The 19,340-nt window shown below is 40.5% G+C and carries 14 protein-coding genes; 9 read left to right on the top strand and 5 right to left on the bottom strand.

Annotated features, from left to right (window positions below):
• Positions 1-28: 28 nt before the first annotated feature.
• Complete coding sequence (gene gyrA / locus IL355_RS11365) at positions 29-2,566, bottom strand: DNA gyrase subunit A (RefSeq protein ID WP_192462246.1); 2,538 nt, start codon at positions 2,564-2,566, stop codon at positions 29-31.
• A gap of 258 nt (positions 2,567-2,824) precedes the next feature.
• Between gyrA and IL355_RS11370 the strand changes: the two genes are divergently transcribed.
• Both IL355_RS11370 and IL355_RS11375 read left to right on the top strand, forming a co-directional pair.
• Positions 2,825-5,380: an ATP-dependent Clp protease ATP-binding subunit gene (locus IL355_RS11370; RefSeq protein ID WP_192462247.1), complete on the top strand. Its 2,556-nt coding sequence runs from the start codon at positions 2,825-2,827 to the stop codon at positions 5,378-5,380.
• Between the two features lie 203 nt (positions 5,381-5,583).
• The gene (locus IL355_RS11375; protein WP_187459008.1) at positions 5,584-5,982 is read left to right on the top strand and encodes an STAS/SEC14 domain-containing protein; all 399 of its coding nucleotides are present in this window, start codon (positions 5,584-5,586) and stop codon (positions 5,980-5,982) included.
• A 57-nt stretch (positions 5,983-6,039) separates the two neighbouring features.
• Here IL355_RS11375 and IL355_RS11380 read toward each other — a convergent pair whose 3' ends face one another.
• The gene (locus tag IL355_RS11380; protein ID WP_192462248.1) at positions 6,040-7,581 is read right to left on the bottom strand and encodes an NAD(P)H-hydrate dehydratase; all 1,542 of its coding nucleotides are present in this window, start codon (positions 7,579-7,581) and stop codon (positions 6,040-6,042) included.
• A gap of 265 nt (positions 7,582-7,846) precedes the next feature.
• Here IL355_RS11380 and thrA point away from each other — a divergent pair, with 265 nt between their 5' ends.
• Genes thrA through thrC form a run of 3 tightly spaced genes read left to right on the top strand, consistent with a single transcriptional unit; the run spans position 7,847 to position 12,520 of the window.
• On the top strand, positions 7,847-10,291 hold the full coding sequence (gene thrA, locus IL355_RS11385) for a bifunctional aspartate kinase/homoserine dehydrogenase I (RefSeq protein WP_192462249.1): 2,445 nt from the start codon (positions 7,847-7,849) through the stop codon (positions 10,289-10,291).
• A 3-nt stretch (positions 10,292-10,294) separates the two neighbouring features.
• Entirely contained in the window at positions 10,295-11,224 is a 930-nt protein-coding gene (locus IL355_RS11390) for a homoserine kinase (RefSeq protein WP_192462250.1), read from the top strand.
• Positions 11,225-12,520, top strand: a complete 1,296-nt coding sequence (gene thrC, locus IL355_RS11395) for a threonine synthase (protein WP_192462251.1) — start codon at positions 11,225-11,227, stop codon at positions 12,518-12,520.
• Between the two features lie 296 nt (positions 12,521-12,816).
• Here thrC and IL355_RS11400 read toward each other — a convergent pair whose 3' ends face one another.
• The 3 genes from IL355_RS11400 to IL355_RS11410 all read right to left on the bottom strand — a co-directional run bounded on the left by IL355_RS11400 (position 12,817) and on the right by IL355_RS11410 (position 15,997).
• Positions 12,817-13,056, bottom strand: a complete 240-nt coding sequence (locus IL355_RS11400) for a hypothetical protein (protein WP_192462252.1) — start codon at positions 13,054-13,056, stop codon at positions 12,817-12,819.
• Between the two features lie 177 nt (positions 13,057-13,233).
• Entirely contained in the window at positions 13,234-14,124 is an 891-nt protein-coding gene (locus tag IL355_RS11405) for a hypothetical protein (protein WP_192462253.1), read from the bottom strand.
• A gap of 253 nt (positions 14,125-14,377) precedes the next feature.
• On the bottom strand, positions 14,378-15,997 hold the full coding sequence (locus IL355_RS11410) for an aminopeptidase P N-terminal domain-containing protein (RefSeq protein WP_192462254.1): 1,620 nt from the start codon (positions 15,995-15,997) through the stop codon (positions 14,378-14,380).
• A 124-nt stretch (positions 15,998-16,121) separates the two neighbouring features.
• Here IL355_RS11410 and gcvT point away from each other — a divergent pair, with 124 nt between their 5' ends.
• The 4 genes from gcvT to IL355_RS11430 all read left to right on the top strand — a co-directional run bounded on the left by gcvT (position 16,122) and on the right by IL355_RS11430 (position 19,323).
• Positions 16,122-17,207, top strand: a complete 1,086-nt coding sequence (gene gcvT, locus IL355_RS11415) for a glycine cleavage system aminomethyltransferase GcvT (RefSeq protein ID WP_192462255.1) — start codon at positions 16,122-16,124, stop codon at positions 17,205-17,207.
• Entirely contained in the window at positions 17,207-18,121 is a 915-nt protein-coding gene (locus IL355_RS11420; RefSeq protein ID WP_192462256.1) for a glutaminase, read from the top strand. Before gcvT ends, IL355_RS11420 begins: the two co-directional genes overlap by 1 nt.
• A 1-nt stretch (position 18,122) precedes the next feature.
• Positions 18,123-18,944: a sugar nucleotide-binding protein gene (locus IL355_RS11425; protein WP_192462257.1), complete on the top strand. Its 822-nt coding sequence runs from the start codon at positions 18,123-18,125 to the stop codon at positions 18,942-18,944.
• A gap of 91 nt (positions 18,945-19,035) precedes the next feature.
• A complete protein-coding gene (locus IL355_RS11430; RefSeq protein ID WP_192462258.1) occupies positions 19,036-19,323 on the top strand; it encodes a 4a-hydroxytetrahydrobiopterin dehydratase in 288 nt (95 codons plus the stop codon).
• The last annotated feature ends 17 nt before the right edge of the window (positions 19,324-19,340 follow it).

A 19,340-nucleotide genomic window follows, 5' to 3' on the forward strand; every position in this document is an offset into this window, starting at 1 on the left:
ATGTTAGTGTTTACTAATTAATTTAGGGTTATTCATTTGTTTCTTCGGTTCCATCTTTATCAAGAGCCGTGCCATCCTCTTCAGGGTTGACCTCAATGTCCAAAATATCGTTCTCCGTTAAATCGTCTTCTTCCTTCATTACCTTGGCTACTGCAGCAATAGAATCGTTACCTTTTAGGTTGATAAGTCGCACACCCTGTGTTGCCCTACCCATTACGCGTAGATCCTCTACGCTCATTCTAATGGCAATACCGGATTTATTAATAATCATTAAATCGTCTGAATCCGAAACATTCTTAATGGCTACCAAACCTCCTGTCTTATCGGTAATGGAAATGGTCTTGACCCCTTTTCCACCCCTATTGGTTATGCGATAATCCTCAATGCTCGAGCGCTTTCCGTACCCATTTTCGGAGACAACCAAAATGTTGTCCTCAAAGTCATGTACAGAAACCATTCCTATCACCTCATCATTATCATCGGCCAAGGTAATTCCACGAACCCCGGAAGCATTACGACCCATTGGGCGGGTCTTGCTTTCTTCAAATCGTATGGCCTTACCCGATTTCAATCCCAAGAAAATCTGGCTGGTTCCAGTGGTCAATTTAGCTTCTAACAATTCATCGCCTTCTCTAATACCAATAGCGTTGATACCGTTTTGTCTTGGACGTGAATATTGCTCTAGGGATGTCTTTTTGACAGTCCCCTTTTTGGTGGCCATAATTACGAAATGACTGTTTACATAATCCTCGTCCTTAAGATCCTGTGTACAGATAAAGGCCTTCACATTGTCATCCTGCTCAATATTGATCAGATTTTGTATGGCCCTACCCTTTGATGTTCTACTGCCTTCTGGAATTTCATAAACACGCATCCAGAAACATTTCCCTTTTTGGGTAAAGAACAACATGTATTGGTGGTTGGTACCCACAAAGAGGTATTCCAAGAAGTCCTCATTCCTAGTGGAAGAAGCTTTTTGACCTACTCCTCCCCTATTTTGGGTTTTATATTCGGATAAAGGAGTTCTTTTAATGTAACCGGCGTGAGAAATGGTAATGACCACTTGCTCATCAGGAATCATGTCCTCAATACTTAAGTCACCTCCGGCCAGATTAATTTCGGAACGGCGCTCATCACCATACTTCTCTTTAACTTCTAGCAATTCCTCCTTTATAATGTCCATTCTACGCTCCTTTCGCGCAAGAATATCTTTTAAATCGGCAATGGTCTTGATGATTTCGTCATACTCAGAACGTAATTTATCTTGCTCCAGACCTGTTAGCTGACGCAAACGCATCTCCACGATGGCCTTGGCCTGAACCTCGGTAAGCTTAAACCGCTCCATCAATTTCTCACGTGCCTCCTCGGCATTAGAAGAAGCCCTTATGATAGCTATTACTTCATCAATATTGTCCGAAGCAATGATAAGACCTTCCAGGATATGGGCACGATCTTCGGCTTTCTTCAACTCATATTGAGTTCTTCTTACTACCACTTCATGACGATGCTCCACAAAGTGATGGATCATATCCTTAATGTTCAACAATTCTGGCCTTCCATTAACCAAGGCAATATTGTTAACACTAAATGAAGATTGTAATGCAGTGTATTTATATAAGGTATTCAGTACAATATTGGGTATGGCATCACGCTTTAGGATATACACTATGCGCATACCATTACGGTCAGATTCATCCCTTATACTGGAAATCCCCTCAATTTTCTTTTCATTGATCAAATCGGCCGTCTTCTTGATCATATCGGCCTTGTTTACTTGGTAAGGAATTTCAGTAACAATGATACATTCCCTCCCTTGAACTTCCTCTATGATAGCCTTTCCACGCATTTTTACGCGCCCTCTACCGGTATGAAAAGCCTCTTTTACACCTTCATAGCCATAGATAATTCCACCTGTTGGAAAATCCGGCGCTTTGATATGGGTCATGATTTCGTCAACCTCAATATCATTATTTTCAATGTAAGCCACCGTACCATCCACCACTTCGGATAAGTTGTGGGGCGGCATATTGGTAGCCATACCTACGGCAATCCCGGAAGCTCCGTTTACCAATAAATTGGGTATTCTGGTAGGTAGAACCGTTGGTTCCTCTATTGTATCATCGAAATTTAGTTGGTGATCGACCGTATCCTTATCGATATCGGCCAACATTTCTTCGGAAATCTTACGCATTCTGGCCTCGGTATAACGCATGGCCGCAGGGCTATCGCCATCCACGGAACCAAAGTTACCTTGACCATCTACCAACATATAGCGCAAACTCCACTCCTGCGCCATTCGCACCATGGTATCGTAAACAGAAGTATCCCCATGAGGGTGATACTTACCCAAAACCTCCCCTACAATACGGGCCGATTTCTTATGTGCACTACTGGCGCGTACTCCCAAATCATGCATACCGTAAAGAACCCTACGGTGTACGGGTTTTAGACCATCCCTGACATCTGGCAAAGCACGTGACACAATGACCGACATCGAATAATCGATGTAGGCAGATTTCATTTCCTCTTCTATGTTAATAGGAATCAATTTTTCTCCTTCCGCCATATTAAAATCCTAGTAAATTATTTTAGTTAAAAAACATGCCAATATACGTAAAATCATGGCTTTGAACGTACTCATACGCCACTTTATTAAACATTTTATCAACACTATGAACACCCATAAATTTCATCTACCAATTGTAAAAATGTTTGAAAACCAATCCTTTTTTCATTATTTCAATAAGGTAATTCTAATAATAGGTACACTATTTGCGTTAGATTACTATAGTTTTACTAATTTTATAGATGAAAGGATAAGTTTATGGATGATAATTTCTCACCACGAGTAAAAGACGTAATTGCTTATAGCAAGGAGGAAGCACTGCGTTTGGGGCACGATTTCATCGGCACTGAACACCTTATGCTTGGGCTTTTGCGCGATGGCAACGGTAAGGCTATTAGTATTTTGGATGCATTGGAGGTTGACTTGGACCACTTAAGAAGAAAAGTGGAAATTTTAAGCCCTTCCAACCCAAATCCAAACAATATACAAAAGGATAAGAAAAACTTGCATTTGACACGTCAAGCAGAGCGTGCCCTAAAAACAACATTTTTAGAGGCCAAACTTTTTCAAAGTTCTTCTATTAATACCGCTCACCTGTTGCTATGTATTTTAAGGAATGAAAATGACCCTACCACCATACTACTTCATAAGTTAAAAGTAGACTATGATGGGGTAAAAGAACAGTTTAAGTTCATGATCACAAGTGACGATGATATTGTAGATGCACCAACTTCGGAATCTTTTCCAAGTGACAATGACGATGCCAATGATGGAAAGGACTCCGGTTCTTTTGGGACCACTACAGGGCAAAAAGGAAGTAAGAAATCCAAAACCCCTGTGCTGGACAATTTTGGCCGAGATTTAACACGGCTTGCCGAGGAAAATAAATTGGATCCGGTTGTAGGAAGAGAAAAGGAAATTGAGCGTGTATCGCAAATTTTAAGTAGAAGAAAGAAAAACAACCCTCTTTTGATTGGGGAACCAGGTGTTGGTAAAAGCGCCATTGCGGAAGGTTTGGCTCTTAGAATCATCAACAAAAAGGTTTCTAGAATACTTTACAACAAAAGGGTTGTTACCTTGGATTTAGCTTCCTTGGTCGCAGGTACCAAGTACCGCGGTCAATTTGAAGAACGTATGAAAGCGGTCATGAACGAGTTGGAAAAGAATGATGATGTAATTCTTTTTATTGACGAGATTCATACCATTGTTGGTGCTGGTGGCGCAACTGGAAGTTTAGATGCTTCCAATATGTTTAAACCCGCCTTGGCAAGAGGCGAAATTCAATGTATTGGTGCTACCACTTTAGATGAGTATAGACAGTATATTGAGAAAGATGGTGCGTTGGAGAGACGATTCCAAAAAGTGATTGTTGAACCTACTTCAGTTGAGGAAACCATTGAAATTCTTCACAACATAAAAGGAAAATATGAAGACCATCACAACGTTAATTATACAGACGAGGCTATTGAGGCTTGTGTAAAATTAACGAACCGATATATGACCGATCGTTTTCTTCCGGACAAAGCTATTGACGCTTTGGATGAAGCTGGGTCTCGGGTCCATATTGTAAACATGGATGTTCCAAAACAAATTTTGGAACTCGAGAAAAAACTGGAAGACGTACGTGAGCTTAAAAACAGCGTTGTTAAAAAGCAGAAATACGAAGAGGCGGCCAAGTTACGTGATGATGAAAAACGTATAGAAAAAGAACTGGCTACAGCCCAAGAAAAATGGGAAGAAGACAGTAAAATGCATAAAGAAACCGTTTCTGAGGACAATGTAGCCGATGTTGTTTCAATGATGAGCGGTATTCCCGTTAACAGGATTGCACAAACGGAAAGTAATAAATTGGCCGGTTTACCAGACCTTATCAAATCTAATGTCATTGGGCAAGATGAGGCAGTTGCCAAGGTTGCCAAGGCAATCCAAAGAAACCGTGCAGGTCTTAAGGACCCCAACAAACCTATTGGTTCCTTTATTTTCTTGGGACAGACCGGTGTTGGTAAGACCCAATTGGCAAAAGTTCTTGCTAAAGAACTTTTTGATTCTGAAGATGCCCTCATTAGAATTGATATGAGCGAATACATGGAAAAATTCGCCATCTCAAGATTGGTTGGTGCACCTCCGGGATATGTTGGCTACGAAGAAGGCGGCCAACTTACGGAAAAAGTGAGACGTAAGCCTTATTCCGTAGTGCTTCTGGACGAGGTAGAAAAAGCTCACCCAGATGTGTTCAACATGCTGTTACAGGTGTTGGACGATGGTTATTTAACAGATAGTCTAGGAAGAAAAATTGATTTCCGAAATACGATTATCATTATGACCTCCAACATAGGTGCCCGTAAATTGAAAGATTTTGGACAAGGAGTTGGTTTCGGAACCTCGGCGATGAAAGCACAGGAAGAAAGCCATCAAAAAAGTGTCATTGAAGGAGCGCTTAAAAAGGCGTTTGCTCCAGAATTCTTGAATAGGATAGATGACGTTATCGTCTTCAATCCCTTGGAAAGAGAGGATATTCATAGAATTATTGATATTGAGCTTCGAAAGTTGTTCGCACGTATTAAAGATATAGGATACGACTTAAACCTCTCTGAAAAGGCAAAGGACTACATTGCGGATAAAGGCTTTGACAAACAATACGGAGCGAGACCTCTTAAAAGAGCCATTCAAAAGTATATTGAGGATGCTCTTGCGGAAGAAATCGTAAATTCAAAATTAGAGGAAGGCGATACCATTAACATGGACTTTGATGAAAAGAAGGAGGAATTGACCATAGAGATTAAAAAGCCGGAAGAATCTCCAAAAACGGAGTAATTTCGTAAGAATTTATAGATAAGGGAGTCGTAATAAACGACTCCCTTTTTTTGTTACTTGTAATCCTCTGGTAAGAAACAAGATACAACTAAACGGTAGGTACGGTAGATTAAACGATATTTTCGCCTTTAATCTAATAATTTTCCGAATCCTCAGCACTACATCTACTTTCGTTTTGAACACACTATATAATCTTATTGAAAATGAAAGTGAGGCGACCAAAAAAGACAGTCATTGTCCGGGAGTATCAGTTGGATGTTGGAAAAGTACAGGTATATGAGAACTACATGGTAGCATTATTTGATGAGGGAGCTACACTTACCCTTGAAAGAATGTACCAGATTATCGGTATCTCGGAAATTCACTTCAGAAACAAAAACTTTGGCTATATAAGTTTACGCAAACACTCTTTTGCCGTAGACCCTACTATTTACACCTATTTAAGGCAGTTAGATAATTTAAAGGCATTTGCCATTGTGAGCGTTAAGGAAATTGATATGCACAATTTTAAAATTGAAAAACTATTCTATAAGAAACCTATGAAATTCTTTATAGAATACGAGAACGCCCTTAAATGGGTAAAAAGAAGGGTTCTTGCTTAATGAGAAAAGTTAAAAGCCCACAATCGAAATGTAGTTTTGGTTGTAGGCTTTTTTGTTTTAATTCTCCTGAGCGTTCTCTCCTTGAGATGGCTCCTCTACCTTAAACAAGTCCATATACGCTGGTCCAATACCATTTATAACATCGGAAGCCAATAGAGACTGATATCCGGTATTATTGAGCATGATATCACCTGCACAACCGTGCAAATACACACCGAAAATGGAAGCCTCCAGAGGCTGATAGCCTTGGGCCATCAATCCGGCAATCAATCCTGTAAGCACATCACCTGTACCACCTGTGGCCATCCCAGGGTTACCTGTGGAATTTACATACCCTTTATTTTGATATACTGTAATGGTATTCGCTCCTTTGATGACCAAAATACAATCATATTCATTTGAAAATGTTTTTGCTTTCTCCAGCTTCTCAAAATCATCTTTCCATGAACCCACAAGCCTTTCCAATTCTTTGGGATGCGGTGTAAGTACCGACTTTGCCGGAAGCTTTTTTAACAAAGCCTTATTTTCAGCGAGTATATTAAGGGCATCGGCATCTAGAACCATCGGTACCTGAATTCGGTTCAAAAGATCTTCCAATGCTTTAACAGAAGCTTTTGCTTTTCCCATGCCAATACCAATTCCTATAACACTGGGCTCAATATCAAATTGAATATCAGTAAGTTGTTTCTCATTAGTATCGGTCAGAACCATGGCTTCCGGGATATTTACCTGTAACGGAAGGTATCCGCATTTTGGCACAAAGGCAGTAACCAATCCGCTCCCGGATTTTAAACAGGCTTTTGTTGCCAATTGTACTGCACCAATTTTCCCATAACTACCCCCAATAATCAAGCTATGACCGTAAGTGCCTTTATGCGAATATTTTTCCCGTGGTATGTAGATAGGCAGCACTTCGTTCTTGCCTATGAGCTCAAAATCGGCATCGGCATTCATTAAAAATTCCACATCCAGTCCAATATCCAATACTTCCCACTGCTCGGTGTAAATACCTGTTTGTGGCAAAAAGAATACCAATTTAGGCACCTGAAAACTTAGGGTGTAATTGGACATGATTGCTTTGCCTCTCTCCGGAACGGCATCCGTAAAAAGTCCGCTTGGGATGTCCACCGAAAGAATAAATGCCTTTGAGGTATGTAAATGTTCAAACAGCTGAACCACCCAATTATCAGGAGCTCTGTTAAGACCTATTCCAAAAATGGCGTCTACTATGATTTCTTCCTGTGAAATTTCGGGCCAGTCGCTGCCCTCCTCCAAAAAATCCGGCCAAATTTTTCGGTCTTTGAGTCTTTCAAGGTTGACCAAAAAGTCTTTGGAGCGCTTCTTACTGTAATTGACCACATATACTTCAATATTGTACCCATGTTCTTGCAAGTGCCTTGCCAAGGCAAGCCCATCTCCCCCATTATTACCGATACCACAGAACAAATGGATTTTTACCTGCGCCCCTTGCATGCGTAAATGCAGCCAATTAAACAATTGAATGGCAGCTCTTTCCATAAGTTCATCACTGGAAATATTTTGTTTTTTAATTGTGAATTTATCAGCGTCGTATACCTGCTGGGCCGTAAAAAGTTTCATTTATTAAGAATATTTACTAATTCGTGAAGATTACACAAAAATTGATCGTTTCATTTGATTAGGTTACCAAAAGTACTACTTTTGAGACTTTGATTTAAGTATGTTCTTGAGCAACACACATAGAATTAAAACCCTTACGCCATTTTACAATGGATTCACCGCAATTACCGGTACCACAACCCCTTTGGGGTAAGCAGCTATATTTTCTCCGTTTTCGCGCTTGTATGCGCCCATTTCAAAAAAGTTTCTTTTTAAAAACATGTAGATGAAAGTCTTAAAATTTGGTGGCACTTCTGTTGCCAACGCAAAAAATATCAATTTAGTCAAGAATATCGTTGCCAATACGGAAGCAGAAAAAATAGCCGTCGTAGTTTCCGCTTTAGGAGGGGTTACAGATTTATTGTTGAATGCCGCCTATTTGGCTTCGCAACAAAGTGAGGGTTACCGGTCCGTGTTACTGGATATTGAGGAAAGACACCTCAACACTGTTAAAGAACTCATCAACATCAACTCCCAGAGCAAAGTTCTGAGTAAGGTGAAAAGTGAACTGAACACCTTGGAAACTTTGGTGGAAGGAGCTTACCTCATTGGCGAAATTACCCCTAAACTCTCCGATAAGATTGTAAGTTTTGGCGAACTGTTATCCTCCTACATCATCAGTGATTTTTTTGCCCAAGAAGGCCTGGATGCCCAGTATGTGGACAGTAGAAAACTCATCATTACTGATGAACATAATGAAAAAGCGACCGTTAATTTCACCATCACCAATAGCAATTGCAAAGGCCATTTTGACAAAACCGATGCAAAAATTACGGTTATGGGCGGTTTTATTGCCAGTTCTGAAAAGGGCAACTCCACTACCCTAGGTCGCGGTGGTTCTGATTATACCGCTGCCATTGTGGCTGCTGCCGTTGATGCCGAAGTGTTGGAAATTTATACCGATGTAAGCGGAATGTATACTGCCAACCCTAAATTGGTGAAACAGGCCAAGGCTATACCGCATATTTCCTACGAAGAGGCCATGGAACTTTCGCATTTTGGCGCCAAAGTTCTATATCCTCCTACTATTCAACCGGTATTGAGCAAGGGTATTTCCATTCATATAAAAAATACTTTTGAACCGGAAAATGCCGGAACTCTTATAACCAAAAGCAAGAATCAAAAAGGAAGAACCGTACGAGGTATCACCCATGTTGGCAACACGGCCTTACTTTCTTTAGAAGGACCGGGAATGGTTGGTATTCCAGGAATTTCCAAACGTTTCTTTGAAATTCTTTCGCAGCACGGAATAAGTGTAGTTTTTATTACCCAAGCCTCTTCTGAGCACTCTATTTGTGTGGGTATTTCTGCCAACGACATTGAAAAGGCTGTTGAAATTGTGAACGAAGCTTTTGAGGTAGAAATAGAACGTGGAAAAATCAAGCCTGCACTTGCCGAAACCGATTTGGCTATCATTGCTTTGGTGGGCGACAATATGAAAAAGCACCAAGGCCTGAGCGGTAAAATGTTCAGCACCCTTGGTAAGAACAATGTAAATATCAGGGCCATTGCCCAAGGTGCTTCTGAAAGGAATATTTCTGCAGTCATCAATGAAAGTGATGTTAAAAAGGCGCTGAATGCCCTCCATGAAGAGTTTTTTGAAGAGAACGTAAAGCAGCTCAACCTATTTGTGATGGGCGTTGGTAACGTGGGTGCCAAGTTTTTGGAGCAGGTAAGACAACAACGTTCCTACCTGAAGGAAAAACTAAAACTCAACATACGGGTTATTGGTATGTCCAATTCAAGAACTATGATTTTTGATGATGGAGGGATCAATTTGGACCAATGGAACGAAAAATTGGCTTCGGGCGAAAAAGCCGACAAGGCCAAGTTCTTCGAGACTATTCAAAAACTCAATTACCGCAATAGTATTTTTGTGGACAATACCGCCAGTGGCGATGTAGCTTCTACCTATGCTTCCTACCTTGGAAATAGCATTTCAGTGGTTACCTGTAATAAAATAGCTTGTTCTTCGGAGTTTGAAAATTACCAGCACTTGAAAGATTTGGCAAGGGCCTATAATGCCCCTTTCCTGTTCGAGACCAACGTAGGCGCCGGTCTACCCATCATCGACACCCTCAAACATTTGATAGCTTCCGGAGATAAGGTTTTGAAAATTCAGGCGGTCCTTTCGGGGAGTCTCAATTTCGTTTTTAACAACTTTAACGACCAAACCACGTTTCATGATATCGTAAAACATGCACAGGAGGAAGGTTATACCGAACCTGATCCGAAAATTGATCTGAGCGGAATCGATGTGATGCGTAAAATTCTGATTTTAGCCCGTGAAAGTGGTAACCGATTGGAAATAGACGATATTGCCAACAACAGCTTCCTTCCGGAAGAGAGCCTGAAAACCGCCAATAACGAGGATTTCTTTGCTTCCCTAGTAAAATACGAGGATAGTTTTCAGGAAATGTACGCCAAAGCGGCCGCTAAGGATAGCAAGCTGAAATATGTGGCGCAATATGAAGATGGTAAGGCCAGTGTAGGACTTCAGGAAATTCCTAAAGGTCATGATTTTTATAATCTAGAAGGAAGCGACAACATTGTGCTTTTTTACACCGAGAGATACCCTAACCAGCCCATGATCATCAAGGGTGCCGGTGCCGGTGCGGATGTAACAGCCTCCGGAATTTTTGCGGATATTATTAGAATCGGAAACTTCTAAAAAATGAGCAAAAACGAAATCAGAATATTTTGCCCCGCTACCATTGCCAATGTTTCCTGCGGTTTTGATGTACTTGGAGTTGCCTTGGACAATGTGGGCGATGAAATGGTCATTAGAAAATCGGCCGAAAAAGGCATTCGCATTACCAAATTGGAGGGGCAAGACCTCCCTATGGATACCCATCAAAATGTGGCGGGCGTTGCCGGATTGGCCCTTTTGGCCGAAAGCGGCTCTCCAGAAGGTTTTGAAATTGAAATTTATAAGAAAATTAAGGCCGGAAGCGGTATCGGCAGTAGTGCCGCCAGCTCCACAGGTGCGGTTTGGGCCATGAACGAATTGCTAGGAAAGCCTTTTTCCACGTTAGATTTGGTAAAATTTGCAATGGAAGGCGAACGATTGGCCAGCGGGGTTGCCCATGCGGACAATGTGGCTCCCGCTCTATTCGGTGGTTTTACCTTGGTCCGCAGCTATGAACCTTTGGATGTTATTTCCATTCATTGTCCCAATGAACTGTACGCGACGGTAATCCATCCGCAGATAGAAATAAAGACTTCCGATTCCCGAAAAATATTGAAAACCCACCTCACCTTGGCCGATGGCATCAAGCAATGGGGCAATGTGGGCGGATTGGTTGCCGGACTTTTCACCGAAGATTATGATCTGATCGGTCGTTCCTTACAAGACCATATTGTGGAACCCATAAGATCTATTCTTATTCCGGGATTTGATAAGATAAAATCGGTTTCCAAGGAAGCCGGTGCCCTCGGTTGCGGAATTTCCGGGTCAGGCCCCAGTATTTTCGCCTTTAGCAAAGGAAAGGACACCGCCCAAAAAGTGGCCGAAGCCATGACCCATGTGTATCAAAAAATAGGTGTAGACTATGATGTACACGTCTCAAAAATAAATACAGAAGGAATTAAGATCATCGACTAAATGAAATTTTACAGCCTACATAAAGAAGCCCCAGCCGTATCTTTTAAAGAAGCCGTAGTGAGGGGAATTGCACCGGACAAGGGACTTTACTTTCCGGAAAGTTTTACGCGCCTGCCCGATTCCTTTTTTGAGCAGATCGAAGAATTGAGCAATCACGAAATTGCCTTTAACGCTATTCACCAGTTCGTAAGCGAGGAAATCCCTAATGAGGAACTCAAGGAAATTCTAAAGAACACCTTGGATTTTGATTTTCCCGTCGTAGAAATCGAGGACAAGGTGGGCACTTTGGAGCTTTTTCACGGACCTACCATGGCGTTTAAAGATGTGGGTGCCCGTTTTATGGCGCAATGCCTGGGTTATTTTTCGCGAGGCGAAAAAAATGAGGTGACCGTACTCGTAGCCACTTCAGGAGATACCGGGGGTGCCGTTGCCAATGGTTTTTTGGGCGTTGAAGGTGTCAACGTCGTTATTCTTTACCCAAGCGGTAAAGTGAGCGATATACAGGAAAGACAACTCACCACTTTAGGGCAGAACATTACCGCCTTGGAAGTGGACGGTACTTTTGATGATTGCCAGAAAATGGTAAAAACTGCCTTTTTGGACGAGGGTATTTTACAGCAAATGCAGCTGACCTCCGCTAATTCCATTAACGTGGCCCGTTGGCTACCGCAAATGTTCTACTTCCTATTCGCCTACAAGCAAGCGAAGAAAGCAGGCAAGGAAATTGTATTCTCCATTCCCTCAGGGAACTTTGGGAATATCTGTGCCGGCATGGTGGCCCAAAAATTGGGCATGCCCGTAAAGCACTTTGTGGCCGCTACCAACGTAAACGATACGGTACCGCAATTTATGCTTACCAAGGAATACTCCCCAAAACCCTCCACCGCCACTATTTCAAATGCCATGGATGTGGGGGATCCCAGTAATTTCATAAGGATTCGTCATTTGTACAATGACGATTTTGAGCTGTTGGAGAAAAATCTTTCTTCCTACGCTTTTGATGATGTGACCACCAAGGAAACCATGGCGCAATTGTACGAACAAAGTGGCTACATTGCGGATCCTCACGGTGCCGTTGGCTATTTGGGACTTAAAAAGTATTTAAAAGAACATCCGGACCACTATGGTATTTTCTTGGAAACGGCCCACCCGGTAAAGTTTTTAGATGTAGTAGAAGAAACCATTGATAAAAAAGTGGCCATTCCAGAGCAGATCAAAAAGGTGATGGACAAGGAGAAAAAATCCATCAAGATCAAAACCTATGATCAACTTAAAAGTTTTCTTTTAAACGAATAAAAAAGACCCCGTTTGGGGTCTTTTTTTGTATGAATTATTTAAAATTTTGTTTTTGATGTAGTATTCTCAATATCCTTACTTGTTGGTCGTAAATCGTAAAATGTAGGGAATAAAGAAATTCATTGAATTGCCCCCTTCACACATTTCGATAAAATATTTGAAATAAAAATAGGTTTGCCTTTAGGTAGCTTAATTGCTTGGCAAAATCGGATTTAAAACTCTCCTCAAGACCTGAGATTCTATAATGGCATATCGCATTCATTAAATCGATTTCAGCTTCTTTGGAGATGACTATATCATAAGCCATTTCTTGCCATTACCTCCTCCAGACCGGAAAATTCAACTTCTCCATTTTCAAGGCGCTTTAACATGCCATCCATCATGTCTCCATACTCCTTAGAGGGTGTTTCCAACTTTTTGGCTTGTTCAATGGCCAAATGTTCCAAGTAATTTTTCAGGCTTCGATTTTGCCTTTTGGCCTCAGCTTCAAGAGTTGAAATTACGTCCTTATCCAAATAAAGTTCTTTTATGACCATATCATCATTTTATATCGCAGGGCTGCACAGCCTTACCCTTTTTGTAGCCTACCAAATCAATCATACTGTATTACTTTGCCAAATATATTAACTCCGCAACTAGATCGATAAAGTCAAATTTTATATTTCCCATAAACTCTCATACAGCGCAAATCAACTAAACCCTCAATTCATAACCTATTTGAAATATCCAAAATTAACAACTGGTTTTTCTAGGTTTATTCTCTTTAAATGAATAAAGTCCTTAAACCCTACACCATTTTTAACAGCTTTACAAAAGTCCCTGAATATTAAATTTTGGCTTTCCTTAGTTTTCCGCAAGCCATAATATTGAATCGAACGTCTGATTTTATCCTTAAAAGACAATTCAAAAAAGCCTGTAAATTTCTTACCTTTTAATATGATATAATTTTCACATAAATGCTTTTTTAATTCTTCTAGCATCTTCGGAATCAATTTTTCATACCCAAATTGCCTATTTTTAATAAAGTCTTCTTTCATCGGGTACAAATCTCTAATTCCTCTTTCCCAAATGATAGTATTATTAAATTCAGGAATACTGACATTTTCGAAAAGTGGATGTATTATACTATAATAAATATGAAGGTAATCCTCGTCCCCTACTTTACTCTTATAATTAATACTTAATTTAATATCAAACTCGTCTAAATAGTTTGTTATGTCCAATTCTTCAACCTCAAAAAATCCCAGTTGTTTTAATTCCTTTATTTCACCATCAAAATTTTTACAAATATCATCTATATCTTGGTTATAAGAATCTTCAATGAATTTAAAACAATGGATTTTTAGATCCAAATCAAATTCATCAATATTACTTTCGTAAAAATTCTTATCCAAAAGTTTTATTTGACAGACTTTTGTTTTATTTCCCACCAATTTTGTTTTAAAAAACACAATGTCATCGGTTTTAAATAACAAACCCTCACATACTTGGGAATCATAATAGTATTCATTTTTTGCTAAATGGACATATGTATTGTCATATACAAAGCCAAAATTTTTCTTTTTCGAAAAGAATTTTACCTTACCTATTTGCCATCTATCCACGATTTTAATAATCACATGTTGGGTTAATACAATTTACAAAATTTGGCAAGGCTTCTAATTCGGATGAAGAAGTACTAATTGTATTACATTTTGGGCATTTCATAATGTGTATTTCTTCATTTAAGGTTATCTTTTTAAAAATTTTCATAGTATATATCCATCATTACCGTAAGTGATTCCTACGATTAATTCCGCAATTAAAATTACAAAACTTCCAAATACCTAAACCACTTGGTGATAAAACTTTACCCCCCTAATCCAACTCCGGCAATTTAAAATCATCCAAGGGGCTGGACAGGGCCATGGTTTTTTCAATATCGGCAACGGTTCTGGGTGCCATGGCCGATAGGTTCACCGGTCCGTTTTCGGTAATGAGGATATCGTCTTCAATACGAACGGCAATGCCCCACCATTTTTTATCACAATCACTGCCTTCCGGAATGTAAATTCCCGGCTCTACCGTAATTACCGTATTGGGTTGGAAAGCGCCGTAGGTACCCCTATCATGTACATCTAAACCTAAATAATGTGAAGTTCCGTGAGGGAAATAAATTCTGGAGTCCTCCTCTTTTTTAATAATGCCTAGTTTCATTAAACCTGCTGTCACTACTTTGCTCGCCGCCTGCCCAGGAGCTTGAAAAGGCGCTCCTACCACACTGGCTTTGATACCCGCTTCTTGGGCCTCGTATACGATTTCATAAATGAGCTTCTGCTCTTTGCTAAATTTTCCGTTTGCGGGAATAGTTCGAGTAACGTCCGCCGTATAACCGTGGTATTCGGCACCCAAATCCATCAACACCAAATCATTGCCCACCTTGGGCTTGTTGTTTTCAATGTAGTGAAGGATGCAACCGTTATGTCCTCCGCCCACAATGGAAGGATATCCTTCATATTCGGCATTGTACTTTTTGTACACGAACTCGTGAACGCCCTGAATTTCGGCTTCGGACATGTCTGGGTGCATGGCCTTCATCACCTCTATTTGTCCGACCGCCGATATTTCAATGGCCTTTTTTAGCAGCACCATTTCTTCCTCGGTCTTGGTTTCCCTGAGTTTGGCCATGATTTCCGTAAGGGAAGAAGAATCCAAATTATTTCCTTCCATCTTAAGTGCCACCCTATCCTTAATTTCCAATCGCGACTGTTCATCCGCGGCATTTACAAAACCTGATAGTAGCTCATCTTTCTGTAGGCTTTCGTCCCTCGTCAAATACCTACCTAACACTTGGGCCACATTGGCGCTATTTTCAACCTCGGTGGAGGTAATCATTTGGTACAACTGCTGTTTGTTGGCATTATAATCCGAAGGATAGTTTACCTTTTCCTTAAAAGAACCAATCAAACTAAAGAGATCGGACTCTTCCCTTGAATCGCGCACATCGTTCTTAAAATCGAAAAACAACACTTTATCAAAAGACTTAAAATCGATATCCGAAGAAAGAAAATCCTTCCCATTGAAAACGGTGGTAAAACCTAAATTGGCTTTTGCGCCTTCAATACCGAGTCGTTTTCCTGTCCATTGTTCTGCTCTCGGGTTCCTTTCCTGAACAAAAAGTATTTCATCATAAGCTTGATTGTCATCGGTATATTGCTTTTCGGAGAATACCAATAAAATGGCATGGGGTTCATGGTAACCGCTCAGGTAATAAAAATCGGGGTCTTGGTGGTACACATAATCCACATCGTTGGCACGATTACGAACGGGATTGGCAAATAATATAGCCACACTATTGGCCGGCATCATTTCCCTTACCATTTGCCTCCGCTCTTTATGAAAATCTGCCGGAAGAAAATCCGTTGGTTTATCCTGCGCCTGTAAAACGGCGATCATTAGTAAAAATAGTCCAAAAATCATTTTTTTGAAGGCTCCCATACGCTGCTGTGTTCACTAAGTTTGTTTTAATGCATCCCAAATATTATGCTAAACATAACTATTTGCCATTATACTTTCCCTATTAAATTCAATAGATTTGCAAAATCAATTATTCCAAATTTACATGAAAAACACAGCCTTGACCAGTGTACATAAAGATTTAGGTGCTAAAATGGTTGCCTATGCGGGGTATCAAATGCCGGTTAGCTATGCCGGTGTAAACATAGAACACGAAACCGTACGCAAAGGCGTAGGTGTTTTTGATGTTAGCCATATGGGCGAATTTTTGATTGAGGGGACCAAAGCATTGGAGCTGATCCAAAAGGTTACTTCAAACGATGCCGCTAAATTGTATGTGGGTAGGGCGCAATACAGCTATATGCCCAACGAGACGGGAGGAGTTGTTGATGATTTAATCGTTTACCGAGTAAAGGACGAAACTTATCTATTGGTTGTGAATGCGGCCAATATCGAAAAAGATTGGGCACACATCTCTAAATACAATGAAGAAATTGGTGCCGAGATGCGAAACATTTCAGACGGTTTTTCATTGTTGGCCATTCAAGGTCCCAAGGCGGTGGAGGCCATGCAAAGTTTGACTTCGATTGATTTGTCGGCCATCAAATTCTACCATTTTGAGGTGGCCGATTTTGCAGGCATCGAGCACGTAATTATTTCCGCTACCGGATATACAGGTTCTGGTGGATTTGAAATCTATTGTAAAAACAGTGAGGTGCACCAAATTTGGGAGAAGGTTTTTGAAGCCGGTAAAGATTTTGGTATTGAACCCATTGGCCTTGCGGCGCGCGATACTTTACGTTTAGAAATGGGCTACTGCCTGTACGGAAATGATATTACCGAAGAGACTTCGCCCATTGAGGCCGGATTGGGCTGGATCACCAAATTCACAAAAGACTTCGTGAACAGTGAAAATATACAAAAGGAGAAAGAGGCCGGACCCAAAAACAAACTGGTAGCCTTTGAAATGAACGATCGGGCTATTCCACGTCATGGGTATGACATAGTTGATGGTTCAGGAGAGAAAATAGGCAGTGTAACTTCGGGAACCATGTCTCCTTCTTTGAATAAAGGAATTGGCTTGGGGTATGTACCGTCCAACGTAGCGAAAGTAGGCTCCAACATAAAAATACAAATAAGAAAAAAAGCGGTAGATGCCACCGTGGTTAAACTACCGTTCTATAAAGGTTAATGATAGATTTTAAGAGCGTTCTACATAAAATCCACTATGAGATAGGCAGCCGTAAAGACCGCGGCACGGTGGCTACCTATATTCCAGAGTTGGCGAAGGTGGACATCAATAAGTTTGGGATCCATCTCTTGGATAAGGACAAGAACAGTTATTCCGCAGGAGATTCCACAACTCCATTCTCAATTCAAAGTATTTCTAAAGTGCTCTCGTTATCCTTGGCTTTGTCTCACATTGGAGAGAAACTTTGGGAGCGTGTGGATGTGGAGCCATCGGGCGATCCTTTCAACCATCTTTCACTCTTGGAGCAAGAAAACGGAATTCCCAGAAATCCACTTATTAATGCCGGTGCCATTGTAGTGGCCGATGTGTTGGTAAGTGTTTTGGATAATCCCAAGAAAGACTTTCTCGAGTTTATACGTAATATAGCCAACGATTCTTCCATAAATTATAATGAAGAGGTAGCCAAAAGTGAAAAAGCCACGGGCTTCAGAAATTATGCGGCCGCTAATCTTTTAAAATCCTACAAAAACCTTCATAATGAGGTGGAGGAAGTTCTCGATTTTTACTTTCATCAATGTGCTTTGGAAATGACCTGCCAGCAACTGGCGCGAACATTTTTTCTTTTTAGTAATCGTGGGCACTGTTTACAAAATCAAAAACACCTTAGCATCAACCAAGTCAAACGTATCAACGCATTGATGCTAACTTGTGGGTTTTATGATGAAGCGGGCGAATTTGCTTTTGAAGTAGGACTGCCCGGCAAGAGTGGCGTTGGTGGGGGAATCGTTGCCCTGTTACCCAATCATTTTACCGTAGCCACTTGGTCTCCCGGACTTAACAAAAAGGGAAATTCAAAATTGGGTATGGAGGTTTTGGAGAAATTTACGACTGAAACAGGATTATCTATTTTTTAATTTGGAGGGAAAGAAGATTTTAATCCTGGGAGGAAGCGGGTTTTTGGGCAATGCTATTTATAAAGAGCTTTGCAATTACTACGATACCTATGGCACCTACTTTTCTGCCAGGCGTTCTTTTGAGAACAATCAGCAATTTTATCGATACGATCTAGAACAAGACGATGTCTTTGAAATTCTAGAAAAAGTGCGACCACAAATCATTATTTCAGCCTTGCGGGGAAATTTTGCATCACAGATATTAGCACATCAGCATATTGTCGAGTACCTGATGACCAACAAGTGTACCCTGTATTTTTTGTCGTCTGCCAATGTTTTTGATGCCTACAGAAAATATCCCTCCTACGAATATGATAAAACTCTGTCGGAAAGCATTTATGGCAGGCTAAAAATTAAGATTGAGAATATGCTTATGCGTATTCCCCAAGAAAAAATGGGAATCCTAAGGCTTCCAATGGTTTTTGGCAACAGCTCGCCCCGTATCAAGGAAATAAAAAAGAACATTTGGGAAAACGAGCCGGTAGAGGTATTTCCTAATTTGGTGTTGAACGTAACCAACGACGATAAACTTACACAACAGATCCATTACCTCATCAACCGAAATAGAAAAGGTATTTTTCATTTGGGAAGTAAGGATTTGGTTCACCACGAAGATTTTATAAAGGAAACTATAAGTCGGATTGGTAACTTCAATCCAATATATAAAAGAGTTTTCACTTCCAACGAGGAACGTTATTTGGCCGTTCTGCCCAGGGACAATAAACTGCCCAAAAACTTACAGGTAGGCTATCAAGAAATAATAGATCACCATATTTCTAAATAGGTCGATACCGACAACATCTTTGGAGAAATGACACTTTAAATACCCTACATTTGGATAACATTAGATTTTTAACTTGTTAAAAGACATACCGATGAAAAAATTAAGCGAAGCTGAAATATCCAAAGAATTAGAACAATTAGACGGTTGGGAATATGTAGATGGGGCCATTGAGACCACTTTTGAGTTCAAAAATTTTAAGGAAGCTTTTTCCGTAATGACGCGAATAGCCTTTGAATGTGAAGCCCAAGAACACCACCCGGATTGGCAAAATGTTTACAACACCCTAAGCATTCGCCTTAATACCCACGATGCGGACGGGGTAACCCAAAAAGATTTTCAATTGGCCAAAAGTATCGAAGACATCATTGAAAGCGAATAAGCCTTTCTTTTTGCGCT

The organism is Euzebyella saccharophila, assembly GCF_014855495.1.
GTDB classification, from domain to species: Bacteria; Bacteroidota; Bacteroidia; order Flavobacteriales; family Flavobacteriaceae; genus Euzebyella; species Euzebyella saccharophila.